Source organism: Achromobacter sp. HNDS-1, assembly GCF_040084795.1.
Taxonomy (GTDB): Bacteria; Pseudomonadota; Gammaproteobacteria; order Burkholderiales; family Burkholderiaceae_B; genus Achromobacter; species Achromobacter ruhlandii.
This window is the reverse complement of record NZ_CP157584.1, coordinates 4,832,633-4,857,670: the sequence shown is the minus strand read 5'-3', so window position 1 is coordinate 4,857,670 and position 25,038 is coordinate 4,832,633. Positions and strand designations below refer to the sequence as shown.

General features: G+C 67.5%; 25 protein-coding genes. 6 read left to right on the top strand and 19 right to left on the bottom strand.

The genetic code is table 11. The features are described 5' to 3' along the window. Positions 1-67: 67 nt before the first annotated feature. Both ABFG95_RS22395 and ABFG95_RS22390 read left to right on the top strand, forming a co-directional pair. Positions 68-1,798, top strand: a complete 1,731-nt coding sequence (locus tag ABFG95_RS22395) for a hypothetical protein (RefSeq protein ID WP_063581892.1) — start codon at positions 68-70, stop codon at positions 1,796-1,798. After that, the gene (locus ABFG95_RS22390) at positions 1,795-3,201 is read left to right on the top strand and encodes an MATE family efflux transporter (RefSeq protein ID WP_049072394.1); all 1,407 of its coding nucleotides are present in this window, start codon (positions 1,795-1,797) and stop codon (positions 3,199-3,201) included. Before ABFG95_RS22395 ends, ABFG95_RS22390 begins: the two co-directional genes overlap by 4 nt. A gap of 115 nt (positions 3,202-3,316) precedes the next feature. Here the strand turns inward: ABFG95_RS22390 and paaK are convergent, their stop codons facing one another. From paaK to paaA, 9 genes are all read right to left on the bottom strand, one after another. Then, positions 3,317-4,633 carry a phenylacetate--CoA ligase PaaK gene (gene paaK / locus ABFG95_RS22385; RefSeq protein ID WP_049072393.1) on the bottom strand — a complete coding sequence of 439 codons (1,317 nt, stop codon included), beginning with the start codon at positions 4,631-4,633 and terminating at the stop codon, positions 3,317-3,319. Positions 4,634-4,726: 93 nt separating this feature from the next. After that, positions 4,727-5,200: a hydroxyphenylacetyl-CoA thioesterase PaaI gene (gene paaI, locus ABFG95_RS22380; protein WP_049072392.1), complete on the bottom strand. Its 474-nt coding sequence runs from the start codon at positions 5,198-5,200 to the stop codon at positions 4,727-4,729. Continuing rightward, entirely contained in the window at positions 5,200-5,988 is a 789-nt protein-coding gene (paaG, locus tag ABFG95_RS22375; protein ID WP_049072391.1) for a 2-(1,2-epoxy-1,2-dihydrophenyl)acetyl-CoA isomerase PaaG, read from the bottom strand. The genes paaI and paaG overlap by 1 nt, the downstream gene beginning before the upstream one ends. Before the next feature lie 14 nt (positions 5,989-6,002). After that, entirely contained in the window at positions 6,003-7,667 is a 1,665-nt protein-coding gene (gene paaN, locus ABFG95_RS22370; RefSeq protein WP_054416865.1) for a phenylacetic acid degradation protein PaaN, read from the bottom strand. A 45-nt stretch (positions 7,668-7,712) separates the two neighbouring features. Continuing rightward, positions 7,713-8,801 (bottom strand): 1,2-phenylacetyl-CoA epoxidase subunit PaaE, encoded by a 1,089-nt coding sequence (gene paaE, locus ABFG95_RS22365; RefSeq protein WP_054501431.1) that lies wholly within the window; start codon positions 8,799-8,801, stop codon positions 7,713-7,715. 14 nt (positions 8,802-8,815) lie between these two features. Beyond that, positions 8,816-9,325: a 1,2-phenylacetyl-CoA epoxidase subunit PaaD gene (gene paaD, locus ABFG95_RS22360; RefSeq protein WP_171904993.1), complete on the bottom strand. Its 510-nt coding sequence runs from the start codon at positions 9,323-9,325 to the stop codon at positions 8,816-8,818. After that, entirely contained in the window at positions 9,319-10,083 is a 765-nt protein-coding gene (gene paaC, locus ABFG95_RS22355) for a 1,2-phenylacetyl-CoA epoxidase subunit PaaC (RefSeq protein WP_059269611.1), read from the bottom strand. Before paaC ends, paaD begins: the two co-directional genes overlap by 7 nt. A gap of 15 nt (positions 10,084-10,098) precedes the next feature. Further along, entirely contained in the window at positions 10,099-10,383 is a 285-nt protein-coding gene (gene paaB / locus ABFG95_RS22350) for a 1,2-phenylacetyl-CoA epoxidase subunit PaaB (RefSeq protein ID WP_006388300.1), read from the bottom strand. Between the two features lie 89 nt (positions 10,384-10,472). Beyond that, positions 10,473-11,462, bottom strand: a complete 990-nt coding sequence (paaA, locus tag ABFG95_RS22345) for a 1,2-phenylacetyl-CoA epoxidase subunit PaaA (RefSeq protein WP_049072388.1) — start codon at positions 11,460-11,462, stop codon at positions 10,473-10,475. A gap of 172 nt (positions 11,463-11,634) precedes the next feature. On the opposite strand from paaA, the gene paaX reads away from it, so the two are divergent. Further along, positions 11,635-12,564: a phenylacetic acid degradation operon negative regulatory protein PaaX gene (gene paaX, locus ABFG95_RS22340; RefSeq protein ID WP_049072386.1), complete on the top strand. Its 930-nt coding sequence runs from the start codon at positions 11,635-11,637 to the stop codon at positions 12,562-12,564. A 106-nt stretch (positions 12,565-12,670) separates the two neighbouring features. Here paaX and ABFG95_RS22335 read toward each other — a convergent pair whose 3' ends face one another. Continuing rightward, complete coding sequence (locus tag ABFG95_RS22335; protein WP_278991572.1) at positions 12,671-13,300, bottom strand: NAD(P)H-hydrate epimerase; 630 nt, start codon at positions 13,298-13,300, stop codon at positions 12,671-12,673. 38 nt (positions 13,301-13,338) lie between these two features. Further along, positions 13,339-13,884: an oligoribonuclease gene (orn, locus tag ABFG95_RS22330; RefSeq protein WP_049072382.1), complete on the bottom strand. Its 546-nt coding sequence runs from the start codon at positions 13,882-13,884 to the stop codon at positions 13,339-13,341. Positions 13,885-13,959: 75 nt separating this feature from the next. Between orn and ABFG95_RS22325 the strand changes: the two genes are divergently transcribed. Both ABFG95_RS22325 and rsgA read left to right on the top strand, forming a co-directional pair. After that, on the top strand, positions 13,960-15,210 hold the full coding sequence (locus ABFG95_RS22325) for a M48 family metallopeptidase (protein WP_049072380.1): 1,251 nt from the start codon (positions 13,960-13,962) through the stop codon (positions 15,208-15,210). Next, positions 15,207-16,169, top strand: a complete 963-nt coding sequence (rsgA, locus tag ABFG95_RS22320; protein WP_059269608.1) for a ribosome small subunit-dependent GTPase A — start codon at positions 15,207-15,209, stop codon at positions 16,167-16,169. Before ABFG95_RS22325 ends, rsgA begins: the two co-directional genes overlap by 4 nt. A gap of 165 nt (positions 16,170-16,334) precedes the next feature. Here rsgA and ABFG95_RS22315 read toward each other — a convergent pair whose 3' ends face one another. Both ABFG95_RS22315 and rplS read right to left on the bottom strand, forming a co-directional pair. Then, positions 16,335-17,066 (bottom strand): CoA pyrophosphatase, encoded by a 732-nt coding sequence (locus tag ABFG95_RS22315; RefSeq protein WP_049072377.1) that lies wholly within the window; start codon positions 17,064-17,066, stop codon positions 16,335-16,337. A 124-nt stretch (positions 17,067-17,190) separates the two neighbouring features. Continuing rightward, complete coding sequence (gene rplS, locus ABFG95_RS22310) at positions 17,191-17,571, bottom strand: 50S ribosomal protein L19 (RefSeq protein WP_006218237.1); 381 nt, start codon at positions 17,569-17,571, stop codon at positions 17,191-17,193. Positions 17,572-17,811: 240 nt separating this feature from the next. Between rplS and ABFG95_RS22305 the strand changes: the two genes are divergently transcribed. Further along, positions 17,812-18,684 carry a DMT family transporter gene (locus ABFG95_RS22305; RefSeq protein WP_049072375.1) on the top strand — a complete coding sequence of 291 codons (873 nt, stop codon included), beginning with the start codon at positions 17,812-17,814 and terminating at the stop codon, positions 18,682-18,684. 80 nt (positions 18,685-18,764) lie between these two features. Here ABFG95_RS22305 and ABFG95_RS22300 read toward each other — a convergent pair whose 3' ends face one another. The 6 genes from ABFG95_RS22300 to ABFG95_RS22275 all read right to left on the bottom strand — a co-directional run bounded on the left by ABFG95_RS22300 (position 18,765) and on the right by ABFG95_RS22275 (position 25,022). After that, on the bottom strand, positions 18,765-19,220 hold the full coding sequence (locus ABFG95_RS22300; RefSeq protein ID WP_278991573.1) for a hypothetical protein: 456 nt from the start codon (positions 19,218-19,220) through the stop codon (positions 18,765-18,767). Positions 19,221-19,292: 72 nt separating this feature from the next. Beyond that, positions 19,293-20,708 (bottom strand): PA0069 family radical SAM protein, encoded by a 1,416-nt coding sequence (locus ABFG95_RS22295; protein ID WP_082707136.1) that lies wholly within the window; start codon positions 20,706-20,708, stop codon positions 19,293-19,295. A gap of 212 nt (positions 20,709-20,920) precedes the next feature. Continuing rightward, a complete protein-coding gene (locus tag ABFG95_RS22290; protein WP_238908350.1) occupies positions 20,921-22,219 on the bottom strand; it encodes a GTP-binding protein in 1,299 nt (432 codons plus the stop codon). 43 nt (positions 22,220-22,262) lie between these two features. Beyond that, complete coding sequence (gene cysD / locus ABFG95_RS22285; protein WP_059269604.1) at positions 22,263-23,171, bottom strand: sulfate adenylyltransferase subunit CysD; 909 nt, start codon at positions 23,169-23,171, stop codon at positions 22,263-22,265. 40 nt (positions 23,172-23,211) lie between these two features. Next, positions 23,212-23,961 (bottom strand): phosphoadenylyl-sulfate reductase, encoded by a 750-nt coding sequence (locus ABFG95_RS22280; protein ID WP_278991574.1) that lies wholly within the window; start codon positions 23,959-23,961, stop codon positions 23,212-23,214. Then, complete coding sequence (locus ABFG95_RS22275) at positions 23,958-25,022, bottom strand: sulfate ABC transporter ATP-binding protein (RefSeq protein WP_278991575.1); 1,065 nt, start codon at positions 25,020-25,022, stop codon at positions 23,958-23,960. The genes ABFG95_RS22280 and ABFG95_RS22275 overlap by 4 nt, the downstream gene beginning before the upstream one ends. Positions 25,023-25,038: the final 16 nt, after the last annotated feature.

Here is a 25,038-nt window from a genome sequence, read left to right as displayed (position 1 = left end):
CCCCTGACCCTGCTCGTCGGGCCGCCGGGGGCTGGCGCTTCCCGATCTCTCGGTTACATTAACGCCCGTGTCCCCACTTTCCATTTCCACTCCGGCCCGGCTGACGTCCGTGGCCACCGCAAAACTGCCCAGGCTGATCCTGCTCGGGCTGGCGCTGGCATACATCGTTGCCGGCCTGTTCATGCGCGACCCGTGGAAAACCGACGACGCGGTCGGCCTGGCGACGATGATCACCGCCATCCGCGAGGGTGGGATCACCTGGCTGCTGCCGCAAGTGGGGCACCTGGCGCATGCCGAGGAAGGCCCGCTGATCACCTGGATCGGCGCGATCTGCATCTGGCTGTTCGGCCCCTTCATCGGCGACATCACCGCCGGCCGCCTGCCAAACCTGCTGTGGTTCGGCATCACGGCGATGAGCGTCTGGTATGGCACCTATCTGCTCGGCCGCCGCGCCGAGGCCCAACCGCTGGCGCTGCCCTTCGGCGGCGAGCCGGAACCGCGCGACTACGGCCGCATGCTGGCCGACGCCGCCTTGCTGCTGCTGCTGGCCACCGTCGGCATCCTGCAGCGCACCCATGAAACCACGGTCGTGCCGGCCATCATGGCCTGCCAGGCGTTGGCCTTCTACTCGCTGGCGCGCACCGTCGATCGCCCGTTCACCGGCTCCACCACCCTGGGTATCGCGCTGGCCGCCAGCTTCCTGACGCGCGGCTGGGTCGGCGCCCTGCCGATCATGGTCGCCGCCCTGCTGGCGTTCTATCCGCGCGGCCCGCTGTGGAAGTGCAAGCGCTGGCTGCCGTGGGCCGCCCTGCTGGCCGCCGCGTTGATCCTGGCCTGGTGGATCCCCGCCAGCCACAGCAGCGAATACTGGATCCGCAACTGGAAGAGCTGGAACCTGTCCTCGTTCGCGGTGCCGTCCTGGCACGATGTCGGCCGCACGCTGCGCGACCTGCCCTGGTACCTGTGGCCCACCTGGCCGCTGGCGCTGGTGGCCATCTGGCGCTGGCGCGCCTGGATCTATGCGCCGCACATCTGGCTGCCGCTGATGCTGCTGGTGTTCGCGGCGCTGACGCTGTTCGGGCTCGACGAAGCCAGCGACTCCGAATACGTGCTGATGGCCGTGCCCTGCGCCGTGCTGGGCGCGTTCTCGCTGCCGACCTTGCGGCGCGGCGTGGTCAATACGCTGGACTGGTTCGCGGTGATGTGTTTTTCGCTGACGGCGGCCACGGCCTGGCTCGGCTGGGTCGCGCTGCACTTTCAATGGCCGGCGCAGATCGCCCGCAACATCGGCCGCCAGACCACCGGCTACGAACCCGTCATTTCCTGGACCGCCTTCGCCCTGGGCGTGGCCTTCACCATCGGCTGGATCGCGCTGGTGGTCTGGCGCCTGCGGGTCAAGCCCCAGGCGCTGTGGCGCGGCACCGTGCTATCGGCCGGCGGCCTGACCGTTACCTGGATCCTGCTGGTGCTGCTGTGGCAGCCGGCGGTCGACTACGCCCGCAGCTACCGCACGGTATCCGGCGAACTGGCGCAGGCAATTGAACAGAACATCCGGCCGGGCGAATGCGTGCGCGGCCTGAGCCTGGGCAGCGGCCAGCGCGCCTCGTTCCTGATCTTCAATAACCTGACGTTCACGTTCGATTCGAAGTGCACGCTGGTGCTGCAGCAGACCACCAACCAGAGCTTGCGCGACAACACCGCCGCCTACAGCGACAGCGCCGACGTGCTGTGGCAGGGCGGACGCCGCGCCGACCGCCAAGAAGTGTTCCGCCTGTTGCGAGTCGGCCCCAACCGATGACGCCCGCCCAACCGGCGGTGCCCGGTTTCGGCGCCACCCTGCGCAACATCGCCAAACAGGCGTGGCCGGTCCTGGTGAGCCAATGGGCCGGCATCTCGTTCGGCGTGCTGGACACCGCCATGACTGGTCACGCCAGTGCCAACGACCTGGCGGCAATGGCGCTGTCCGCGTCGATCTACATCACCGTCTTCGTGGGCCTGATGGGCGTGGTTCACGCCCTCATCCCGATCCTGGCGCAGCACTTCGGCGCCGGCAACAATCGCGAAGTCGGCCGCAGTTGGGGCCAGGGCGTGTGGCTGGCGTTGGGCCTGTCGGCGGTGGGCGCCATCCTGATGCTGTTTCCGGATTTCTGGCTATCGATGTCGGGCGACGTCGATCCCGGCGTTCGCGAGCGCATCGCCTCGTACCTGCGGGCGCTGATCCTGGCGCTGCCGGCCGCGCTGGTGTTCCGCACCATCTACGCGCTCGGCACCTCGGTCTCGCGGCCCAAGCTGGTGATGGCGATCAACCTCACCGCCATCGGTTTCAAGGCCTTCTTTAACTGGCTGTTCATCTACGGCAGCCTGGGCCTGCCGGCGATGGGCGCCACCGGCGCCGGGCTGGCGACCGCCGTGGTGTCGTGGATGAGCCTGGGGCTGGGCCTGTGGGTCATCACCCACGACCGCTATTACCGCCGTTTTCACCTGCACGTCGGCCGGCCCGACTGGAAGACGCTGAAAGAACTGCTGCGCCTGGGCATTCCCATGGGCGGATCCTACCTGGTCGAAGTGTCGGCCTTCACCTTCATGGCCCTGCTGGTGGCACGCGAAGGCACCTTCGTGACCGGCGGCCACCAGATCATGTCGAACCTGGCGGCATTGTGCTACATGATGCCGATGGCGCTGGGCGTGGCCACCGCCGCCCTGACGGCGCAGGCGATCGGCGCGGGCAACCTGGCGCATGCCCACCGCACCGGCATGGCGGGCCTGGCGCTGGGGCTGATGGGCGCCCTGCTGACCGCGGTAGTGCTGCTGGCCGGTCGCCCGCTGATCCTGGCGGCCTACACCGATAATTCCCAGGTGGCCGCGGTGGCGACCACGCTGCTGGCGGTGCTGCCGCTATTCCACCTGTTCGACTCCATGCAGTGCATCAACTCCTACCTGCTGCGGGCCTATAAGGTCGCGGTGGTGCCGCTGCTGCTGCAGACAGTGGCGCTGGCCGGCGTCGGCCTGGTCGGCGGCTGGTGGTTCGGCTTCGGACCGGGCCGCGGCGGCCTGGACGGGCTGCGCGAGATCCTGGTGCCCGGCTCGCCGCAGGGGGCGGGCAGCATGTGGCTGATGGCCATGGTCGGCCTGGCGCTGTCGGCCACGCTGCTGCACTTCTGGTACCGCCACATCGTGCGCGACGTGGCGCGCCAGGCCTGACGGCGCGCCCGACGGACAGCGACAGTGCAAAAAAAAGCAGCCCGAGGGCTGCTTTTTTTCAAGGCGGTGTGGCCGCCCCCGCCCCGTTGCCGGCGGGCGGGGACGCGCAGCGCGCTCAGCCCTTGGGGCGCTTGTCGATCACGCGGCGGGCCTTGCCGGTCAGCGTGCGCTCGACGTGGCCGGCGTCCGACACCTGGATGCGGGCGCTGACACCGATGTGCGTCTTGACCGCATGCTGCAGCTGCTTGCCCAGCGCGGCGCGCTCGGCGTCCGACAGGGTCGAGAACTCGGCGCGGACTTCCGTCAGGATCTCGAGCTCGTCCATATTGCCGGTGCGCGACAGCACCAACTGATAATGCGGCGCCAGTTGCGCGATCTTGAGCACCAGTTCCTCGACCTGGGTCGGGAACATGTTCACGCCGCGCACGATCAGCATGTCATCGCTGCGGCCGGTGATCTTGCCGATGCGGCGCATGCTGCGCGCCGTGGGCGGCAACAGGCGGGTCAGGTCGCGGGTGCGGTAGCGGATGATGGGCATCGCTTCCTTGGTGAGCGAGGTGAACACCAGCTCGCCCGGCTCGCCGTCTGCCACGGGCTCGCCCGTGTCCGGATTGATGATCTCGGCGTAGAAGTGGTCTTCCCACACCACCGGGCCGTCCTTGGTCTCGACGCACTCGCTGGCCACGCCCGGGCCCATCACTTCGGACAGGCCATAGATGTCGACCGCGTCGATGCCGGCCTCGGCCTCGATATCGGCGCGCATCTGCCCGGTCCAGGGCTCGGCGCCGAAGATGCCGATGCGCAGCGAACTTTGACGCGGATCAATCCCCTGGCGGCGCTGCTCCTCCAGAATATTGCAGAAATAGGAGGGCGTGACCATGATGATGTCCGGACGGAAATCGTTGATCAGCTGCACCTGCTTTTCGGTCTGCCCGCCCGACATCGGGATGACGGTGCAACCCAGGCGTTCGGCGCCGTAATGCGCGCCCAGGCCGCCGGTGAACAGGCCGTAGCCGTAGGCCACGTGCACCGTGTCGCCGGGCTTGCCGCCGGCCGCGCGGATCGAGCGCGCCACCAGGTTGGCCCAGTTGTCCAGGTCGCGCTGGGTGTAGCCCACCACGGTCGGCTTGCCGGTCGTGCCGCTGGAGGCGTGGATGCGCGAGATGCGCTCGCGCGGCACCGCGAACATGCCGAACGGATAGTTCTCGCGCAGTTCCTTCTTGGTGGTGAACGGGAACTTCGAAATGTCGGACAGCTGCTTCAGGTCGTCCGGATGCACGCCGATCTCGTCAAACGCCTTCTTGTAGTGCGGCACGTTCTCGTAGGCGTGCTTGAGCGACCACTTCAGGCGCTCGAGCTGCAGCGCGCGCAGCTCATCCTGGCTGGCATGCTCGATGGGGTCCAGCCCCGGCTTGCTCATGGTGTTGGACATGGTTATCTCTCTCCTGGAATGCATCCTCCGATCCGGGGGGCGCGCCGCGCGCCCGCCTCGGCCGGTGGTCTTGTCTCTGGTTGGTTGACGCGTTCAAGCCTCGGCCGGCGTGCCGACGATCTGCCCCTTGATGCGATAGGACCGGCCCCGGAACAGGGCGACGTTGCGGCCATCCTGGTTGGTGACCGTCACGTCGTACACCCCGGTGCGTCCGGCCAGCGAGCGCTCCTGCGCCACCGCGGTCAGCAGGTCGCCCTCGAAGCCGGGGGCCAGGTAATCGATGGTGCAGCCCGACGCCACGGTGCTGACGTTGCGCGAATTGCAGGAAAAGGCGAAGGCGCTGTCGGCCAGCGCGAAGATGAAGCCGCCATGGCAGGTCTTGTGGCCGTTGAGCATGTCGGGACGCACCCGCATGGTCAGGCGCGCATAACCGGGCGCCATCTCCTCGACCTTCATGTCCAGGCCCTGCGAGGCCGCGTCGCCGGCGTACATCACCGTGCCCACGGCCTGCGCCAGTTCCTGCGGATCGGTCGGCGCCTCGACGGGCGGAACGTGCGTGCTGCTCATCATTGCCCCTTGAACCGCGGTTCGCGCTTGCCCAGGAACGCGGCCACGCCTTCGGCGTAGTCGGCGCTGCGGCCCAGTTCGCGCATCATGTCGCGCTCCAAGTCCAGCTGGGTCGCCAGGTCGTTGCCCAGGCTGGCCTGCAAGGCGCGCTTGGTGAAGGCCAGGCCCTTGGTCGGCGCGCGCGAGAAATGCTGCGCCAGGTTCTCCAGCGTGGCGTCGAACGCGTCGTCGGCCACGCATTGCCAGATCAGGCCCCAGGCCTCGGCCTGGCGCGCGCTGAGCTTGTCGCCCAGCATCGCCAGCCCCAAGGCGCGGGCGCGGCCCACCAGGCGCGGCAGCACGAAGGTGCCACCCGTGTCGGGGATCAGCCCCAGCTTGCAGAACGACTGGATGAAATTGGCCGATTCCTTGGCGATGACGATGTCGCCGGCAAATGCCAGGTTGGCGCCCGCCCCCGCCGCCACGCCGTTGACCCCGACCACCACCGGCAGCGGCAGCGCGTTCAGGCGCCGCACCAGCGGCGCGTAGAACTTGTCGACGGTCTCGCCCAGGTCGGGCGGCGTGCCGTCGGGCGCGGGTTTGCGCTCGCTCAGGTCCTGGCCGGCGCAAAAGCCGCGGCCGGCGCCGGTCAGCACCAGCACGCGCGCGCCCTCGGTCTCGACGCGGGTCAGCGCATCCGCCACTTCAGCGTGCATGTTGGCGGTGAAGCTGTTGAGCTTGTCCGGACGGTTCAGCGTCAGGCGGGCGATGCCGTCGGCCAGTTCGAATTGGATGTCTTGGTAGGTCATGTCCGGTCCACCGCTCAGATGTGACGGCGCGTCTGCACCACGCGGAAGCGGTTGGACACGTAGGCCGAGTCGGACAGCGCCGCGTTGGCCGCCGGGTTGGCGCCGGTGCCGTGGAAGTCGCTGAATGCCGCGGTCTGGTTGACAAACACCGCGCCGGTCAGGTTCAGCGACAGCGACACGCCGGACTCTTCCGCCGCTTCCTGCACCTGCTCGGCCACCTCGTTGCTGGTGGTGTAGGCCGACAGCGACAACGCGCCGTGCTCGATCACGCTGTCGCGCGCGATCTGGATGCTGTGCGCGGTGGAATCGGTGGCGACCACGAAGGCGATCGGGCCGAACCATTCCTGGCTGATGGCGGGATTGCCGGCCTCGGCGCGCAGCAGCAGCGGCGTGCGCACGCGGGCATTCTCGAACTGCGGATGCGTCAGCGTCTTGCTGTCGGCCACCACCGGCAGGCCCAGCGCGCGGGCCTTCTCGATGCGTTCGACGATGCCTTCGTTCTGGATCGCGCCGGTCAGTTCGACGGCCTTGGCGGCGTCGGCGCCGAGCTTGTCGACCGCGGCGCCCAGGGCGGCGGCGACCTCATCGAAGCTGACACGGCCTTCCGGCGTCTGGATGCCGTCGCGCGGCACGTAGATGTTCTGCGGCGCCGTGCACATCTGGCCCGAATACAACGCCAGCGAGAACGCCAGGTTGCGCGCCACGCCCTTCAGGTCGGCGGCCGAATCGATGATGACCTGGTTGACGCCGGCCTTCTCGGTGTAGACCAGCGCCTGGCGGGCATTGTTTTCCAGCCAGTCGCCGTTGGCGGTGCTGCCGGTGAAGTCGATGATCTTGACCGCGGGATCCAGCGCCAGCTGGCGCGCGGTGTCTTCCTCGGCGGTGTGCGCGGCCAGCAGCACCACATCCGGATCGAAGCCGGCTTCCTGCAGCACTTCGCGCGCCACCTTGACGGTCAGCGCCAGCGGCAGGATCGCGCCCGGGTGCGGCTTGACGATGACGGTGTTGCCCGTGGCCAGGCTGGCGAACAGGCCGGGATAGCCGTTCCAGGTCGGGAAGGTCGAGCAGCCGATCACCAGCGCCACGCCGCGCGGCACCACGGTGAAGTGCTTTTCCATGCGGATGGGATCGTTCTTGCCCTGCGGCTTTTCCCAGATCGCGACGCCGGGAATGCGCGACATTTCCTGCCAGGCGTAGGCCACGGCCTCGAAGCCGCGGTCCTGCGCGTGCGGGCCGCCGGCCTGGAAGGCCATCATGAAGCCCTGGCCGGTGGTGTGCTGCACGGCGTAGGCCATCTCGAAGCTCAGCTTGTTCAGGCGCGCCAGGATTTCCAGCGACACGCCCACCCAGGCCTGCGGGCCGGCGCGGCGCCAGTCCTGCAGCGCGCGCTTGGATGCGGCCACCAGCTTGGCGGCGGGCACGTGCGGATAGGTGATGCCCAGGTCGAAGCCGTAGGGCGACTTTTCGCCGCCGACGGTGCCGTCGGCGTCGTGCAGATTCAGCGGGAACGGCTTGCCGCGCAGCGCCTCGAAGGCGGCGCGGCCGTCGTCATTGGCGGTCTCGCCATAGTTGCGGGGGCTGGGCGACTCGGCGAACGGGCTCCAGTAGCCGCGCAGCGCGGCGGCGGCCAGGGCTTGTTCCAGCAGGGGCTGATGGCGTTCGAAGAATTTCTGGGACACTGCGTCTCTCCAAATGGAATGGGGGTCTGACTGGCGCGCGCCGGGTCAGGTTTCCTGGTCGAAGTCGATCACCAGGCGGTCGCTGACCGGAAAGCTCTGGCAGCTCAGGATAAAGCCTCGCGCCACTTCGTAGTCTTCCAGGGCGAAGTTGGCATCCATGTCCACTTCGCCCTCGACCACCTTGCAGCGGCAGGTGGAACACACCCCGCCCTTGCACGAATACGGCAGCTCGATGCCCTGCGCCAGCGCCGAATCCAGCACGCTGTCTTTGTTCTTGTCGATCACGAACTTGCGGCTGTGGCCGTCCTGCACCACGGTCACCTCGCACTGGCCCTTGCCGGGCGCCTGGCGGGCGTCCTGCCCCGTGCGCAACGCGCGCGGCCCCTTCGGGGCGCCGAACAGTTCGAACTTGATGTTCGCCTTCGGGATGCCGCGGGCCTGCAGCCGCTCGACCACGCTCTCGGTCATGGTCTGCGGACCGCAGACAAAAGCGTAGTCGATATCCTCGGGGCTCATCCACGCCGACATCAGCTGGTCGACCTTGTCGCCGTCCAGGCGGCCGTTGAACAGCTCGATATCCTGGGTTTCACGGCTCATGACGTAGACCAGCGAGAAGCGGTCCATGTACAGGTTCTTCAGGTCCTCGATTTCTTCGCGGAACAGCACGGCGGACGAGGCGCGGTTGCCGAAGAACAAGGTGAACTTGCTGTTCGGCTCTGTCGACAGCGCGGTCTTGACCAGCGAGAACACCGGGGTGATGCCGCTGCCGACGGCGAATGCCACGTAGTGGCGCTGGTTTTCAGGCGAGAAGTCGACGGTGAAGTTGCCGGCCGGCGCCATCACTTCCAGGGTCTGGCCCGGCTGCAGCTCGTGGTTGGCCCAGCTCGAGAAAACGCCCTCGTCGACCTTCTTGATCGCCACGCGCAGCAGCTTGTCGCGCGGCGCCGAACAGATCGAATAGGAACGGCGCAGTTCCTCGCCGTTGAGCTGCGTGCGCAGCGTCAGGTACTGCCCCGGCAGGAAGGCGAATTCATCGGCCAGCGTGTCGGGCAGGTCGAATGTCACGACCACCGCGTCGCGCGTGTTGCGCGCCACCGAGGCCACTTTCAGGGGGTGGAATTGGTTCAGGCTCATTCTCGAAACCACTATCAGTGAGTCTTGAAGTAATCGAACGGCTCGCGGCAGCTGACGCAGCGGTACAGCGCCTTGCACGAGGTCGATCCGAAATTGCTGACCAGGCGCGTGTCGCGCGAACCGCAGCGCGGGCACTCGATGGCGGGCCCGGCGTTGCGCCGGCTGATGCCCGAGATGTCGATGGCCTGTTGCGCGGGCGCGGCGATGCCGTAGTCCTTGAGCGCGGCGCGGCCCTTCTCGCTCATCCAGTCGGTGGTCCAGGCGGGCGACAGGCGCGTCTCGACGCGCACCTCGCCGATGCCGTGGCGCGCCAGCACCTGGCGGATGTCTTCGGTGATCTCGCGCATCGCGGGGCAGCCGGAGTAGGTCGGCGTGATGACGACGACGCAGGCGTCGCCCTCGAACGCGACGTCCCGCACCACGCCCAGGTCCACCACCGACAGCACGGGGATCTCCGGATCGGGGACCTCCTGCAGCCAGGCGTAGACCTGCTCGATGGACACGGGCACGACGGCGTTCACCACTTGGCTCCCGGATAGGCGCGCGGCAGGTACTGCATTTCCGCCAGCACGTAGCCCAGTTCCTCGGTGTGCCGGCCCTGGCGGCCGCCGCTATGGGCCGGATGGTTCGCCGCCGCGGCGTCGGGCACCTTCAGCGTGGCTTCCTCAAGCACTTCGCACACATGCTGTTCCCAGGGCGTGCGCAGCGCGGCCAGTTCACAGCCGATGCCGCGCGCCGCCATGTCCTGGTCGATCGCGTCGTCGGTGAACAGCTCGCCGGTGAAGCGCCAGGCGTCGTCGATCGCCGCCTGCATCCTGGCGTGGCTTGTCTCGGTGCCATCGCCCAGGCGCACCACCATGTCCGACGAACGGCGCACGTGGTAGGTCACTTCCTTGAGCGACTTGGCGGCGATGCCGGCCACCCGCTCGTCCGACGATTGCGCCAGGCGCTGCAAGAGGAAGTAGTGCCAGACGTCGAACAGGAACTGGCGCGCCATGGTGTCGGCGTAATTGCCGTTGGGCCGCTCGACCAGCAGCGCATTGTGGAACTGATGGGCATCGCGCAGATAGGCCAGCGCGTCTTCGTCGCGGCCCGCGCCTTCGACCTCGCCGGCCAGCGTCAGCCACATGCGGGCCTGGCCCAGCAGGTCGAGCGCGGTGTTGGTCAGCGCCAGGTCCTCTTCCAGGATCGGACCGTGACCGGTCCAGGCGCCCAGGCGTTGCGACAGGATCAGCGTGGTGTCGCCCAGGCGCAGCAGGTATTCGAAGAAAGTCTTGTCCATGTCTCCCCCGCCGCCTTACATGTGCTTGATTTCTTCAGGCATCGGAAAGAACGTGGGATGCCGGTAGACCTTGCTGTTGGCCGGCTCGAACAAGGGATCCTTGTCGCCCGGGCTGCTGGCGGAAATGTCGGAGGCCCGCACCACCCAGATGCTCAGGCCTTCGTTGCGGCGGGTGTAGACGTCGCGGGCGTGGTTGATCGCCATTTCGGCGTCGGGCGCGTGCAGGCTGCCGACGTGCTTGTGCGCCAGGCCGTGCTGGCTGCGGATGAACACTTCCCACAGAGGCCAGTCTTTGCTCATGATGGATATCCTCGGATGCCGGGCGCGCGTGGCGCCCCGGGTATTGGATGAGTAAGGAGTTGGAAGGCCGGGCGCCGCCCGGCCAGGACTCAGGCCGCCTTGCGCTCGGCCTGCTTGTCGGCGTAGGCGACCAGCGCCTCGCGCACCCAGGCGCCGTCTTCGTGCGCCTTGACGCGCGCCGCCAGGCGCTCGCGGTTGCACGGGCCATTGCCCTTGAGCACGGCGTAGAACTCGGCCCAGTCGATCTCGCCGAAGTCGTAGTGGCCGCGCTCGGCGTTCCACTTCAATTCGGGATCGGGAATGGTCAGGCCCAGGTATTCGGCCTGCGGCACGGTCTGGTCGACCATCTTCTGGCGCAGCTCGTCGTTGGAGAACAGCTTGATCTTCCAGGCCATGGACTGGGCGCTGTTGGGCGAGTCGGCGTCGGACGGGCCGAACATCATGAGCGCCGGCCACCACCAGCGGTTCAGCGAGTCCTGCACCATCGCCTTCTGTTCGGGCGTGCCGTGCAGGCACATCTGCATCAGCAGGTCGTAGCCCTGGCGCTGGTGGAAGGACTCCTCCTTACAGACGCGCACCATGGCGCGGGCGTAGGGGCCGTAGGAGCAACGGCACAGCGGGATCTGGTTGATGATGGCCGAGCCGTCGACCAGCCAGCCGATCATGCCGATGTCGGCCCAGCTGAGCGTGGGGTAATTGAAGATGCTGGAGTACTTGGCGCGGCCGGCATGCAGGTCGTCGATCAGGTCGTCGCGCGACACGCCCAGGGTCTCGGCGGCGCTGTAGAGGTAGAGGCCGTGGCCGGCTTCGTCCTGCACCTTGGCCAGCAGGATGGCCTTGCGCTTGAGCGACGGCGCGCGGGTGATCCAGTTGCCTTCGGGCAGCATGCCGACGATTTCGGAGTGGGCGTGCTGCGAGATCTGGCGCACCAGGGTCTTGCGGTAGGCCTCGGGCATCCAGTCCTTGGCCTCGATCCGCACGCCTTCGTCGATGCGGCGCTGGAACGTCTGTTCGCGGCCTTCGAGCTGGTCCGCGGTCTTGACCTGCTTGACGCCGGTTTCGACGAGTTGAGCGTACATGGTTGTCTCCTTGAGACGGTTTGCGATAGCGCAAAGCGAACGCCGCGCAGGGCCGTCATGTCATAGGCGGATTATTTAATACAAAAAAACCATTGTCAAACTCAAATCTGTATCACATTGGATTTATGTATCATATCCAGGATCCCGATATCGGCCGCTTGCGGCCCCCCTTATGGCAAACCCTCAGTCGCCCCTGGACCGTTACCTGTCACGCCTGCTCAAAAGCGATCCGCCGCGCGCGAAGTCGCTTTGCGTCAGCCTGCTGGGGGACGCCCTGGCGCCGCACGGCGGCGCCATCTGGCTGGGCGACCTGATCGAGCTGCTGGCGCCCCTGGGCATCAACGAACGCCTGTTGCGCACCAGCGTGTTCCGGCTGGTCGCGCAGAATTGGCTGCAGTCCGAGCGCCATGGCCGCCGCAGCCTGTACCTGATTTCCGAGCAGGGCCTGCGCCACACGGCGCACGCGTCGCAGCGCATCTACGTGGGCGCGCCGCGGGAATGGAACGGGCAATGGACGCTGGTGGCGCTGCCGCGCACCGGCAACGGGCTCGCCGAGCGCGCGGAACTGCGCCGTGAACTGGTCTGGGAAGGGTTCGGCATGATCGCGCCGGGACTGTTCGCCCATCCGCACACCGAGGCGCGCGCCGCCCACGACATCCTGGAAAAACTGGGCATTCCGGACAAGGCGCTGGTGCTGTCGGCGCGCGACCTGGCCGGCGCCGGCGGCCTGCCGATAGCCAGCCTGGCCACGCAGTGCTGGAACCTGGACGATGTGGCCGAACAGTACCGCCAGTTCAGCAGGAATTTCGGACCGCTGGAAAAACTGCTGGAGACCCCGCCGTCGCCGTCGGACGCCTTCGTCACCCGCGTGATATTGCTGCACAATTGGCGCCGGATCGTGCTGCACGACCCGCACCTGCCCGGCCCCATGCTGCCCGACGACTGGCCCGGCCATGCGGCGCGCGAGATCTGCGGGCGCGTCTATTGGCAGGTGTTCGACGCCTCGGAGGCACATCTGAACGCGCTGGCCGGCCGCGACAATGAGCGCTACACCCCTTTGGCCGCCGACATCGCCACGCGTTTCGGCGGACGGCCGGCCTGAAACGCGAAGCGGGCCTCGCTGCCCTCGGCGCGGACCATCCAGCCGCGCGGCGGATCTGGAATACCGGCGATGACGCCTCGTGACGATGAAAGACGCGCCCCGGAGATCAAACGCCTTCGCCAGCCCGCGGCAGGGTCACGCCCAGCGTCTCCAGGCAGGATTCGCCGACGACATCCGCCCCCGCCCGCGCCAGCCCCCTTGCCCGGCCGATGAAGGACAGCGTCCAGCGCGCCCGGACTGGCCGGCCCAAGGCCGCGCCAGTGTCGGCGTCGATGCCGCTGGGCACGTCCAGCGCCAGCACGGGCACATTCCAGGCGTTGACGCGGTCCACCAATGCCTGCCACGCCGGCCCCAGGGGACGGTTCAGGCCGATGCCGAACAGGCCGTCGATGACCAGGTCCGGCGGCGCATCCGCCGTCAATTCCCGGCAGGTGACGCCACCGGCCGCGATCCAGCCGGCGTAGGCCCGCGCGGCGTCGGCGGGCAGGGATTGGGGGCCCGAGGGGAGCACAACCAGCAAGTCGTACCCGAGCTCAAGCAGACGGGTCGCCGCTTCCAGGGCATCGCCGCCATTGTTGCCCGGACCGGCCAGCGCCAGCACCCTGGTTTGCGGCGCGTAGCGGGCCGCGACGAAACGCGCCGCGGCCGCGCCGGCCAGCGGCATGAGCCGCCGCCCCTGGGCCAGGGCCTCGTGTTCGGCCGCGCGAATGACGGCAACGGGATAGGATGACGGCATGGCGGCTTGCTGGCGGGCGCCGCCGGCTCGGCGGCGGCTTACACCTTCAGGAAGTGTTCGCGGTAGTACTTCAGTTCGTCGATCGACTCGTAGATGTCGGCCAGCGCTTCGTGGCGGCTCTTCTTCTCGAATCCCTTGTACACGGCCGGCGCCCAACGGCGCGCCAGCTCCTTGAGCGTGCTGACGTCCAGATTGCGGTAGTGGAAAAACTGTTCCAGGCGCGGCATGTAAGCAAACATGAACCGGCGGTCCTGGCTGATGGTGTTGCCGCACAGCGGCGACTTGCCGGCCGGCACGTGCTGCGCGAGAAACGCCAACAGCGTATCCTCTGCCTGCGCTTCGGAAATCGTCGAAGCGCGAACCTTGTCGATCAGGCCGCTCTTGCCATGGGTGGATTTGTTCCAGTTGTCCATGGCGTCGAGCAGGCTGTCGGGCTGATGCACCACCAGCACGGGGCCTTCGGCCACCACGGTCAGGTCGGCCTCGGTGACCACCACGGCGACCTCGATGATGCGTTCTTTTTCAGGGTCCAGGCCGGTCATTTCCATATCCAGCCAGACCAGGCGGTTTTCGTTCACAGCCATATAATTTGCCTATAAAACACGCGTTTTCAAACACGCGATTTTCGCACATACCCATTTGAGCAGGCCGCATCGCCCATGTTCACTCTGCTGTTCGTTGCCTTCCTGCTGACCGATATCGCCGTGCGCATGTGGCTGGCCAGCCGCCAGATCCGCCATGTGGCGCGCCATCGCGACCAGGTGCCACCGGAATTCTCCCACCGTATCGGCCTGGCCAGCCACCAGCGCGCCGCCGACTACACGGTGGCCCGGGTCAGGCTGGGCATGTTCGAACGCACCTATGATGCCATCCTGCTGATCTGCCTGACGCTGATGGGCGGCCTGCAGCTCATCGACCTGTGGGTGGGCCAGCTTACCAGCAACGACTTCCTGCGCCAGATGCTGCTGCTGGTGGCCGTGGCGCTGCTGCTGGGCCTGCTGGGGCTGCCCTTCACCCTGTGGCGGCAGTTCAAGCTGGAAGCGCGCTTCGGTTTCAACCGCATGACGCCCGAGCTGTTCATCTCCGACGCGGCCAAGGGCCTGCTGGTGGCCGCGGTGCTGGGGCTGCCGCTGGCGGCAGCGGTGCTGTGGCTGATGGGCAGCGCGGGACAATACTGGTGGATCTGGGCCTGGGCGTTGTGGACCGCCTTCAACCTGGCGCTGCTTATCGTCTACCCGATGTTCATCGCGCCCCTGTTCAACAAGTTCACGCCGCTGTCCGATCCCGAACTGGCCGGCCGCATCCAGCGCCTGGCCCAGCGCTGCGGCTTTGCCCTCAACGGCCTGTTCGTGATGGACGGCTCGCGCCGCTCGGCCCACGGCAACGCCTATTTCACCGGCTTCGGCCGCTCGCGCCGCATCGTGTTCTTCGACACGCTGCTGGCGCGCCTGAACGCCGACGAGATCGAAGCCGTGCTGGCGCACGAACTCGGCCACTTCGCCAAGCGCCACATCATCAAGCGCATCCTGTTCAGCTTCGCCGCCGCGCTGGGCTTTTTCGCCATCCTGGGATGGGTCGCGCAGCAGCCGTGGTTCTACGTGGGCCTGGGCGTGCTGCCGCAGCTGGGCGGCCGCAACGACGCCATGGCGCTGCTGCTGTTCTTCCTGGCCATTCCTGTTTTCACTTTCGTCTTCACACCGCTGGCCAGCTGGTACTCGCGCCGCGACGAGTTCGAGGCCGACCGCTACGCGGCCGAGCAGAGCTCGCCCGACCGCCTGGTCTCCGCCCTGGTCAAGCTCTACGACGACAACGCCGCCACCCTGACGCCCGATCCCGTGCACTCTGCCTTCTACGATAGTCACCCCCCCGCCGCCGTGCGCATCCGCCACCTGACGGCGCCTGCGGCATGAGCAGCAACGACCGCAACAAGGCCGCCTTCCAGGACGCGCCCCAAGGCAGCGCGCCAGCCAACGCCGCCAACGAAGGCCGCATCATCGCGGCGCACGGCCGCCACTACACCGTCGAGCTGGCCGATGGCAGCCTGCGCAAATGCTTCCCGCGCGGCAAGAAAGCCGGCGCCGCCGTCGGCGACCGCGTCCGCATCACGCCCCAGGGCCAGGACGAAGGCGCCATTGACGCCATCCTGCCGCGCCGCAACCTGCTGTACCGCTCCGATGAAATGCGGTCCAAGCAGTTCGCCTCCAACGTCGACCAGTTGCTGATCGTGGTGGCGGTGCAGCCGACCTTCTCCGACGATCTCACCGGCCGCGCGCTGGCCGGCGCCTGGAGCGCCGGCATCGCGCCGTTGATCATCCTGAACAAGACCGACATCGTCGACGCGCTGCCCGCCGCCCGCGCGCGCCTGGCGCCGATCGCCGCGCTGGGCGTGGACATCATCGAACTGAGCGCGCTCGAACCCGAAAAGGTCCACACGCTGCTGGCGCCGCGCCTGGCCGGGCGCACCAACCTGCTGCTGGGGCAGAGCGGCATGGGCAAGTCGACCCTGCTGAACGCGCTGGTGCCGGATGCCGCCGCGCCCACCCGCGAGCACTCGACCGCGCTGGACATGGGCAAGCACACCACCACCAGCACCCGCCTCTATCACCTGCCCGCGCCGGGCGGCGACCTGATCGATTCCCCCGGATTCCAGGCCTTCGGCCTGCAGCACCTGAGCCGCGAAGACATCATTCGCGGCTTCCCGGAATTCACCAAGCCGATCGAATCCTGCCGCTTCTACAACTGCACCCATCGCCATGAGCCAGGCTGCGGCGTGGTCGCGGCGCTGGACGCGGGCGCGATCGACCCGGCCCGCTACGCGCTCTACCTGCGCATCCTGGACGAGAACCTGGCGGGACAACAGCGGTATTGAGCCGCCGGTTGGCGGCCTCCCGGCGTGGCCCGCGCAAGCGGCGCCATTGACGGGCAGGCACCGCCGCGGCGCGCGCGCCATCCGATCGGCGGGCGCAGGGCAGATCGGCTCGCGGCAGTTAAAGCGGCGGGCAGCGGCCTGGCGAGCCGCCAGCCAGCGGGGGTCTCAACGCGGCTCGAAGCCGTTGCGCAGCAAGTGGTAAAGGTTGCGCAGCATGCCCGCGGTGGCGCCCCAGATGAAATGCCGGCCATACGGCATGCCGTAATAATGGCGCACACGGCCGTCCTCCAGCCGCGCCTCGTACAGACGATGGTTGGCCGGATCCATCAGGAAGGCCAACGGCACTTCGAACACCTCGGCCACTTCGAACGCATCCGGCGCCAGCTGGAACCCGGGCGTCACCAGCGACACCACGGGAATGATCGAAAAACCGGTGGCAGTCAGGTACGGGGGCATGCTGCCCAGCACCTCGACATGATTGGCCGGCAGACCGGTTTCCTCTTGCGCCTCGCGCAACGCCGCCGCGACCGGCGTGGCGTCGCTGGTTTCGATGCGGCCGCCGGGAAAACTGATCTGGCCCGCGTGATCATGCAGGTGCGCCGCGCGCTGGGTCAGCATGATGTGCACGCCGTCGTCGCGCGTCACCAACGGGATCAGCACGGCGGCGGGAACCGGCGCGCCCTCGCGCCCGGGATAACGCAGGTCGTTGTCGCGCGACAGTTCCAGCGTCCAGGTGGATGGCTGGCTGAGCGTGCCGCGCAGCAGGTCGGGCGTCAGCAGGCCGGCCGGCACTGCCGGCAGGGAATCGTTGGCGACCACCCAGGGTTGCGACGCCGGATCGAACCCGGGACGCGCCAGCGGCCGGCGCGGCCGCGCAGAAGACGAGGAATCAGACATTCGGCTTTTCAAAAAGAAAAAAGGCACCCTCGCAGGTGCCTTTTTAACCCGGAAACCCGTGCCGAACGAAAACGCTGGATGGCGTGAGCGTCCGACACTGGTGGGGCCGTGTGCCGATAAGCGATCAAGCCGCCGAGGCTTGCTTGCTGACCAGCTTTTCCTTGATACGCGCCGACTTGCCCGAGCGGTTGCGCAGGTAGTACAGCTTGGCGCGGCGCACGTCGCCGCGGCGCTTGACTTCGATGCCGGCGATTTGCGGCGAGTACAGCTGGAACGTACGTTCCACGGCTTCACCCGACGAAATCTTGCGCACGGTGAACGCGGAGTTCAGGCCGCGGTTGCGCTTGGCGATCACGACGCCTTCAAAGGCCTGCACGCGCTTGCGGGTGCCTTCAACGACGTTCACGCTCACGATGACGGTGTCACCAGGAGCAAATTCAGGCTTGGCTTGGCCGCCGGTCAGGCGGGCAATCTCTTCCTGTTCCAGGATAGCGATAAGGTTCATTGAGAACTCCTAGATCATCATGCCTTTGCGGACTAAAGCGCTTTGCCGTTCGATGTTGTTCGGGCCGGGGCTGAAAAATGCGCCTGGCCGTGTACCGCAAGCAGAGGATGAGATTTGGCAAACCAATGATTCTACACCAAAAATTGGCGGATGCCTCAGGTAACATGGCGCCCTGCCCGCAGGTTTGCGGTACCCTAGCAGTTTCTGTAACAAACACGTCATAAGACGCTGTTCCCCCTCATGTCGTACTCGTCCCTGTTATTGGTCGTCCTGGCGGCGATGGCCCACGCAACGTGGAATCTGCTCGCCAAGCGCGCGGCCATGGTGGGCGCTCCCTTTGTGTTCGCCTATGGGCTGTGCGCCTCGGTGCTGTATGCGCCTTGGGTCGTGTGGGTGCTGCTGCATGACGGCATGACCTGGACCTGGCCCGTGGTCGGGGCGATCCTGACCTCCAGCCTGTTGCACCTGGGCTACAGCCTGTGCCTGCAACGCGGCTATCAGGTGGCCGACCTGTCGGTGGTCTACCCCATCGCCCGAGGTACCGGTCCGCTGCTTTCCACCACCGGCGCCTTCCTGCTGCTGCGTGAACCGGCCACCGCCACGGGCATCGCCGGCATGCTCTGCGTGGTGATCGGGGTGCTGTTGATCGCCACCCAGGGACGGCTGGCGATCTTCCGCAACGCGCAGGCTTGGGTGGGCGTGCGCTGGGGCATGGTGATCGGCCTGTTCATCGCCGCCTATACCGTAGTGGATGCCTATGGCGTCAAGGTGCTGCTGATCAGCCCGGTGCTGTTCGACTGGTTCACCTGTGTCACCCGCACCGCCATGATGACCCCCCATATGGTGAAGCGCCGCGCGCAGGCGTGGGAACTGATGCGCGGCCATTGGCACCTGGCCCTGGCGGTGGGCCTGCTGTCGCCGCTGGGCTACATCCTGGTGCTGTACGCGCTGCGCAATGGCGCGCCGCTCAGTCTGGTGGCTCCGGCACGGGAAATGTCGATGATGCTGGGCACCTTGGCTGGCATGTTCCTGCTGCGCGAGAAAGTCGGCCCCGGCCGTCTGGCCGGCTGCCTGTCTATCCTGGCCGGCGTGGTGCTGCTGGGTTCGAGCTGAAAGCGCGCCGGCCCTCGCGCGGGCCGGCGGCGTGAAGCGCCTGGATGCGTCCGCGCACCGGCCCGGACGGTGGCGCAACCTCAGAAGCCGCCAGCCACGCCCAGCCACATGAGCGCCGGGATCATCGCGCCCCACGCCAGCACCAGCACCACATCCAGCACCATGCTTTTCACGCTGACCTGATCCGACACGGGTTCGACCGTGGCGTTGCCCAGGCTGCGCTCGCGCGGGCCACGAACAGTGGGCGCGGTCTGCTCGGCTGCCGGCGGAAACGGCCACTTGCCCGGCAGCGTGGCGGCGCGCTCACGTTGGCGCGGCGCGGTTGCGGCGGGTGTCCCCGCCTCGCCGCCAGCAGGCGACAGCAGATCCCCGGTCGTGGCGCTGGCGTGGCGCCCCGCCGGCACACCCCCCCAGGGCATGGCCAAGCCGGTGTAACGGGCACCCAGGGCGCGGACGCGCTGCACCGCACGGCGCAGCGGCGTCAACGAGACGACGGCAAGTTCATCCGGCAGGACGGAAAGTTGAGCGGTGTTCATGAGGAACTCCTTGTAACGCAATCAGGAACCGCGGCAATTCGCCACGGCGGCAACCCGTGGGCGAGCCACGGGTCAGTCGAACAACGACAATTGCCCCGCGACCATGGCGCGCAGTTGGCGCGCACCGCGCCCGTAGGCGCCGGCCACGGGCATGGCACTGGGAAAAGGGACCCCTGAAGACGCTTGCGCGCCAACCGGGGATGGAAAAACGGAGACTTCGGCCGTACCGGCGGCGGCCGTGAACAACGAGGCGGAAGCGCCGGCGGACGCGGGCGGCTGGAAGCGGTCGCAGTCGAGCGACAGGCGGTGGCGATTCAGGCCCAGCTTGCGCGTCGCGACGGCGAAGCGCTGGCGCAGCAGGTCGGCCCAGATGCCGGTGCCGCGCATGCGCGAACCGAAGTTGGGATCGTTGCGGCGGCCGTTGCGCAGGTCTTCGATGCGATGGAGCACCCGCTGGGCGCGGTCCGGGAAATGGGCGTTGAGCCAGTCTTCGAACAGCGTCTTGACTTCCCAGGGCAGGCGGATGACGGTGTAGCTGGCGTAGTGCGCGCCGGCCGCCTTCGATTCCTGCAGGATGTGTTCCATGGCGTCATCGTTGATGAACGGGATCACGGGCGCCACCAGCACGCCGACCGGCACGCCGGCGGCGGTCAGGGTGCGCACGGCCTCCAGGCGGCGCCACGGAGCGGCGGCGCGCGGCTCGAGCGTGCGGGCCATGTCGGCGTCCAGCGTGGTGATGCTCATGTAGACCACCACCAGCTTCTGCTCGGCCAGCGCGGCCAGCAGGTCGAGGTCGCGCGCCACCAGGGCGTTCTTGGTGACGATGGTGAGGGGGTGGCGGGTCTCGAGCATCAGCTCGAGCATGCCGCGCGTCAGGCGCCAGTCGCGCTCGATGGGCTGGTAGGCGTCGGTGGCCGAGCCGATGTTGATGGGCGACGGCTTGTAGCCGGGCCGGCTGATTTCCGCCCGCAGCGCCTGGACCGCGTTGGCCTTGGCCACCAGCCGGGTTTCGAAGTCGAGGCCGGGGGAATAGCCCAGGTAGGAATGGGTGGGACGGGCGTAGCAATAGACGCAGCCATGCTCGCAGCCACGGTAGGGATTGACGGCCACGTCGAAGGGAATGTCGGGCGAATCGTTGCGCGACAGGATCTTGCGGGCTTCTTCGGCGGTGACGGTGGTCTTGGGAACCGCGGGCGCCCGGCGGACGTCGGGCAGGATGGGGATGACCGTGGCAGCCGCCAAGGCCGGGGCATCGGCCTGACCGGCCAGGCCGGTCTTATCGATGGAATCGTCAGGGGAAATATCGGGGACAGCATCGACGAAATCAGCCGGGAGACCCGAGCCGGACCAGCCGTCGTCGACCTGCGCGCGGTCGTCTTTCTGGAAGCGATGCCGAACATTAGTAACCGCACCCCGACCGCGCAAGGCGGCGGGGGCGGCAGCCGGGGACCCAGAACCGGCGGGAAAAGAATGATCGGTGCGTGCCATGAAAACTACTGTACAAAAACACAGTGGTTTTGACAAGCACCAAAAGCCTTTTCGTAAGACAGCCCCACTTTACCGCAAGACGAAGACGGCGTCCGGACAATTCGATTTCATCTTGCGATATCGCCCGGAAACCCGCGCCGGCATTGGATTTGGAATAAAAACAACACCCAAAAACCGGTGCGGGGCGGAGTCTTCCCGCCCCGACTTGCGGTTTACCGAAGCATGCCCGCCGCCGCGGTCTGATGCGTGGCTTCGTCGATCAGGATGAAGGCACCGGTGGCGGGCACATCGGCGTATCGATCGACCGCCAACGACTCGCGCGTGGTGAACGCGACGCGGCCAATGTCATTCATGCGCAGCGTGCCTTCGGTGTTCTCCACTTCCTGCAGTTCGTGGATGTCGCGATGCGAGAGCACCGCGCGGATCTTCGCCGACGTCAGTCGCGTGCCATGCTTGAGCAGATACTTGCGCGCGGGGTTGAGCGCCTGCGCATCGAGCCAGCACAGTTCCGCCTCGAATTCGCGCGCGACTTGCGCCGGCGCGGCCGCGTGCACGATCACGTCACCGCGCGAGACGTCGACGTCGCGGTCCAGTACCAGCGTCACCGAGTCGCCCGCCACCGCTTCATCGAGCGCGCGATCGAACAGCCGCACTTCCTGCACGCGCGCCGTCACGCCCGACGGCTGCACCACGATCTCGTCGCCGGGACGCAGCACGCCGCTGGCGATGCGGCCCGCGTAGCCGCGGAAATCGTCCCTGCTGCTGCCGTCGTGGCGCGACACCCACTGCACGGGAAAACGCAGCGGCCCCGCGCCGCCGTCACCGGCCAGTTCCAGCGATTCCAGCAGCGTCAACAGCGGCTGGCCGGCGTACCACGGCGTCTTGTCCGACCGCGTCACCACGTTGTCGCCGTTCAACGCCGATAGCGGCAGCGCGTGGAAGTGCGCGATGCCAAGCCGGGACGCCAGATCCGCGTAGGCGTCGCGGATGCGCTCGAACACGGCCTGGTCCCAATCCACCAGGTCCATCTTGTTGACGGCCACCACGATGTGGCGGATGCCCAGCAGGCGGGCGATGGTGCTGTGGCGCTTGGTCTGCGGCAGCAGATTGCCGTCGGCGGCGCGGGTGGCGTCGATCAGGATCACGGCGACGTCGGCGGTGGAGGCGCCGGTGACCATGTTGCGGGTGTACTGCTCGTGGCCGGGCGCGTCGGCGATGATGAACTTGCGCGCCGGGGTCGAGAAGTAGCGGTAGGCCACGTCGATCGTGATGCCCTGCTCGCGCTCGGCCTCCAGGCCATCCGTGAGCAGGGAGAAGTCGATGCCGCCCTCAGCCACGCGCTTGTACTTGGCGCGCGAGATGGCGTCGAGCTGGTCGGCGAACACGCCCTTGCTGTCATACAGCAGGCGGCCGATCAGCGTCGATTTGCCGTCGTCCACCGATCCCGCGGTGATCAGGCGCAGCACGCCCGAGTCGGCGCCCGAAAGAAAAGAATCGTTTACTGCGTTCATATGCGTCCCCTGTCGGCCGGCCAGGCGCCGGCCACTCGTGCGATCAGAAATAGCCTTCCTTCTTGCGGCGCTCCATCGAGGCCTCGGAAGTCTGGTCGTCCATGCGCGTGGCGCCGCGCTCGGTGATATCGGTCACCGCTGTCTCGGCGATGATGGCGGCGGTGTCGGCGGCATCCGAGGCCACCGGGCAGGTGCAGGAAATGTCGCCCACGGTGCGAAAGCGCACCGACAGGCGCTCGACGGTGTCGCCGTCCCGCGGCGGCGTCAGGCGCGTGACCGGCACCAGCAGGCCCTTGCGCCGCACCACCTCGCGCTCGTGACTGAAGTAGATCGACGGCAGCGCCAGCTGTTCGCGCTGGATGTACTGCCAGACGTCCAGCTCGGTCCAGTTGGAGATCGGGAACACCCGCATGTTCTCGCCGCGGTGCACCTTGGTGTTGAACAGGTTCCACAGTTCCGGGCGCTGGGCCTTGGGGTCCCACTGGCCGAACTCGTCGCGGAACGAGAAGATGCGCTCCTTGGCGCGCGCCTTTTCCTCGTCGCGGCGGGCGCCGCCGATGCAGGCGTCGAAGCCGAATTCCTCGATCGCCTCCAGCAGCGTCACGGCCTGCGCCGCGTTGCGCGAGTCGGTCTCGCGCCGCAGCACCACGCTGCCGCGCTTGATCGAGTCTTCCACGCTGCGCACGATCAGGGTCTCGCCCAGTTCGGCCGCGCGGGCGTCGCGGAAGGCGATGACCTCGTCGAAATTGTGGCCGGTGTCGATGTGCATAAGCGGAAACGGAAAGCGCCCCGGCCGGAACGCCTTTTCGGCCAGGCGCAGCAGCACCACCGAATCCTTGCCGCCCGAGAACAGCAACACGGGCTTCTCGCTCTCGGCCGCCACCTCGCGCATGATGAAAATGGCTTCCGATTCCAGCCAGTCCAGGTGGCTGCGTTGAATCACTGCGGACATAGGTATTCCCCTAAAACGAATTCTTGATACGTGACGGGCGTCAGGCGCGCGTGGTTTCCGCGACGATGCCGATGACCCGGTTGCCTGCGTGCAGGCCGCATTCCTTGGAGTCCGACGACTCCCACCACCAGCGCCCGGCCCGCAGGTCTTCGCCCGGGCGGATGGCGCGGGTACAGGGCTCGCAGCCGATGGACGGATAGCCCTGGTCGTGCAGCGGGTTGTAGGGAATGCCCAGGCCGCGGATCACGCCCCAGACATCCTCTTCGCGCCATTCGGCCAGCGGGTTGAACTTGTAGAGGCCGAAGGCGGCGTCGTCCTCTTCCAGGTGCAGTTCACCGCGCGTGGTCGATTGCGCGCGCCGCTGCCCGGTGATCCAGGCGCCGCGTCCGGCCAGCGCGCGCTTGAGCGGCTCGACCTTGCGGATCTGGCAACAGGCCTTGCGCAGCTCGACGCTCTCGTAGAAGGCGTAGGCGCCGTGCTCGGCCACATGGCGCTCGACCGCCCCGGACTCGGGTCGATACACGGTGATCTCGCGTCCGTAGCGTTCGCGCACCGCGTCCAGGACGCCCAGCGTTTCCGCGTGCAGCCGGCCGGTGTCCAGCGTGAAGACCTCCAGGTCCAGGCCGGCGCTGTAGATGGCGTGCGTCAGCACCATGTCCTCGGCCGCCAGCGACGAGGCCAGCGCCGCGTCGGGATAGCGCTGGCGCGCGTCCGCCAGCCGCGCAATCAGTTCGTGCCAGCGAACCGCAAGGGCCGGCGCCAGGCCGGCGGCGAGATCGGCGGCCGTCATGCTTGCACCGCGAAGACACGCGCCCGGCGCGGGCGGGCCAGCAGGATATCGCCATCGCGCAGCGCCAGTTCGCGATAGAGATGCTCGGGCACCTCGGCCTCGATGACGGCGTCGGAATCCTGGCTGGCCAATTCCAGGTAGGCGCTGGGGCCGGCCAGGTAGGCATGCGACAGGCGCACCGGGATGCCGGCGCCGCCAGCGTGATAGCGTTCGATATCGAATTCGTGCGGCCGCACGTAGGCGGTGGCGCGTTGCGACTCGGCCTGCGCCAGTTCAGGCGCCGGCAACGACAGCCCGGCGCCTTCCCAGACGCCGCGGCTCGCCACGCCCTGCAATTGATTGACGTCACCCAGGAAGCCGTAGACGAACGGCGTGGCCGGTCCTTCCCAGACCTCGCGCGGGGTGCCGACCTGTTCGATCTTGCCGGCGTTCATCAGCACCACGCGGTCGGCCACTTCCAGCGCTTCTTCCTGGTCGTGGGTGACGAACACGCTGGCCACGTTCAGCTCATCGTGCAGGCGGCGCAGCCAGCGGCGCAGCTCCTTGCGCACCTTGGCGTCGAGCGCGCCGAACGGCTCGTCCAGCAGCAACACGCGCGGTTCCACCGCCAGCGCGCGCGCCAGGGCGATACGCTGGCGCTGGCCGCCCGACAGCTGCGCCGGGTAGCGGTCGGCCAGCCAATCGAGCTGCACCAGGTTGAGCAGGTCATGCACCTTGCTCCGGATCTGGTCTTCCGGCGGCCGCTGCGAGCGATGCTTGACGCGCAGGCCGAAGGCAACGTTCTCGAACACCGTCATGTGCTTGAACAGCGCGTAGTGCTGGAACACGAAACCGACCTGGCGCTGGCGCACGTCCACCGCGGTGGCGTCCTCGCCGGCGAACAGCACGCTGCCCGTGTCGGCCGATTCCAGCCCGGCGATGATGCGCAATAGCGTGGTCTTGCCGCAGCCCGAAGGCCCCAGCAGCGCCACCAGTTCGCCCGTCTCGATGTGCAGCGATACGTCATTGAGCGCGCGGAACTGGCCGAAGCGCTTGGATAGATTGCGAACCTCGATACTCATGCTTGTCTCCGTCTGG

Excerpts from the sequence above, each read along its gene's own strand:
- ABFG95_RS22300 (WP_278991573.1), bottom strand. The coding sequence starts at position 19,220 with ATGAACACCGCTCAACTTTCCGTCCTGCCGGATGAACTTGCCGTCGTC.
- ABFG95_RS22290 (WP_238908350.1), bottom strand. The coding sequence starts at position 22,219 with ATGAACGCAGTAAACGATTCTTTTCTTTCGGGCGCCGACTCGGGCGTG.
- ABFG95_RS22275 (WP_278991575.1), bottom strand. The coding sequence starts at position 25,022 with ATGAGTATCGAGGTTCGCAATCTATCCAAGCGCTTCGGCCAGTTCCGC.
- paaK (WP_049072393.1), bottom strand. The coding sequence starts at position 4,633 with ATGTCCAACACCATGAGCAAGCCGGGGCTGGACCCCATCGAGCATGCC.
- paaI (WP_049072392.1), bottom strand. The coding sequence starts at position 5,200 with ATGAGCAGCACGCACGTTCCGCCCGTCGAGGCGCCGACCGATCCGCAG.
- ABFG95_RS22335 (WP_278991572.1), bottom strand. The coding sequence starts at position 13,300 with ATGCCGTCATCCTATCCCGTTGCCGTCATTCGCGCGGCCGAACACGAG.
- paaB (WP_006388300.1), bottom strand. The coding sequence starts at position 10,383 with ATGAGCAAAGACTGGCCTCTGTGGGAAGTGTTCATCCGCAGCCAGCAC.
- ABFG95_RS22390 (WP_049072394.1), top strand. The coding sequence starts at position 1,795 with ATGACGCCCGCCCAACCGGCGGTGCCCGGTTTCGGCGCCACCCTGCGC.
- paaC (WP_059269611.1), bottom strand. The coding sequence starts at position 10,083 with ATGGACAAGACTTTCTTCGAATACCTGCTGCGCCTGGGCGACACCACG.
- rplS (WP_006218237.1), bottom strand. The coding sequence starts at position 17,571 with ATGAACCTTATCGCTATCCTGGAACAGGAAGAGATTGCCCGCCTGACC.
- paaX (WP_049072386.1), top strand. The coding sequence starts at position 11,635 with ATGGCAAACCCTCAGTCGCCCCTGGACCGTTACCTGTCACGCCTGCTC.
- ABFG95_RS22325 (WP_049072380.1), top strand. The coding sequence starts at position 13,960 with ATGTTCACTCTGCTGTTCGTTGCCTTCCTGCTGACCGATATCGCCGTG.
- ABFG95_RS22295 (WP_082707136.1), bottom strand. The coding sequence starts at position 20,708 with ATGGCACGCACCGATCATTCTTTTCCCGCCGGTTCTGGGTCCCCGGCT.
- cysD (WP_059269604.1), bottom strand. The coding sequence starts at position 23,171 with ATGTCCGCAGTGATTCAACGCAGCCACCTGGACTGGCTGGAATCGGAA.
- orn (WP_049072382.1), bottom strand. The coding sequence starts at position 13,884 with ATGGCTGTGAACGAAAACCGCCTGGTCTGGCTGGATATGGAAATGACC.
- rsgA (WP_059269608.1), top strand. The coding sequence starts at position 15,207 with ATGAGCAGCAACGACCGCAACAAGGCCGCCTTCCAGGACGCGCCCCAA.
- paaA (WP_049072388.1), bottom strand. The coding sequence starts at position 11,462 with ATGTACGCTCAACTCGTCGAAACCGGCGTCAAGCAGGTCAAGACCGCG.
- ABFG95_RS22280 (WP_278991574.1), bottom strand. The coding sequence starts at position 23,961 with ATGACGGCCGCCGATCTCGCCGCCGGCCTGGCGCCGGCCCTTGCGGTT.
- paaG (WP_049072391.1), bottom strand. The coding sequence starts at position 5,988 with ATGACCTACCAAGACATCCAATTCGAACTGGCCGACGGCATCGCCCGC.
- ABFG95_RS22305 (WP_049072375.1), top strand. The coding sequence starts at position 17,812 with ATGTCGTACTCGTCCCTGTTATTGGTCGTCCTGGCGGCGATGGCCCAC.
- ABFG95_RS22315 (WP_049072377.1), bottom strand. The coding sequence starts at position 17,066 with ATGTCTGATTCCTCGTCTTCTGCGCGGCCGCGCCGGCCGCTGGCGCGT.
- paaE (WP_054501431.1), bottom strand. The coding sequence starts at position 8,801 with ATGAGCCTGAACCAATTCCACCCCCTGAAAGTGGCCTCGGTGGCGCGC.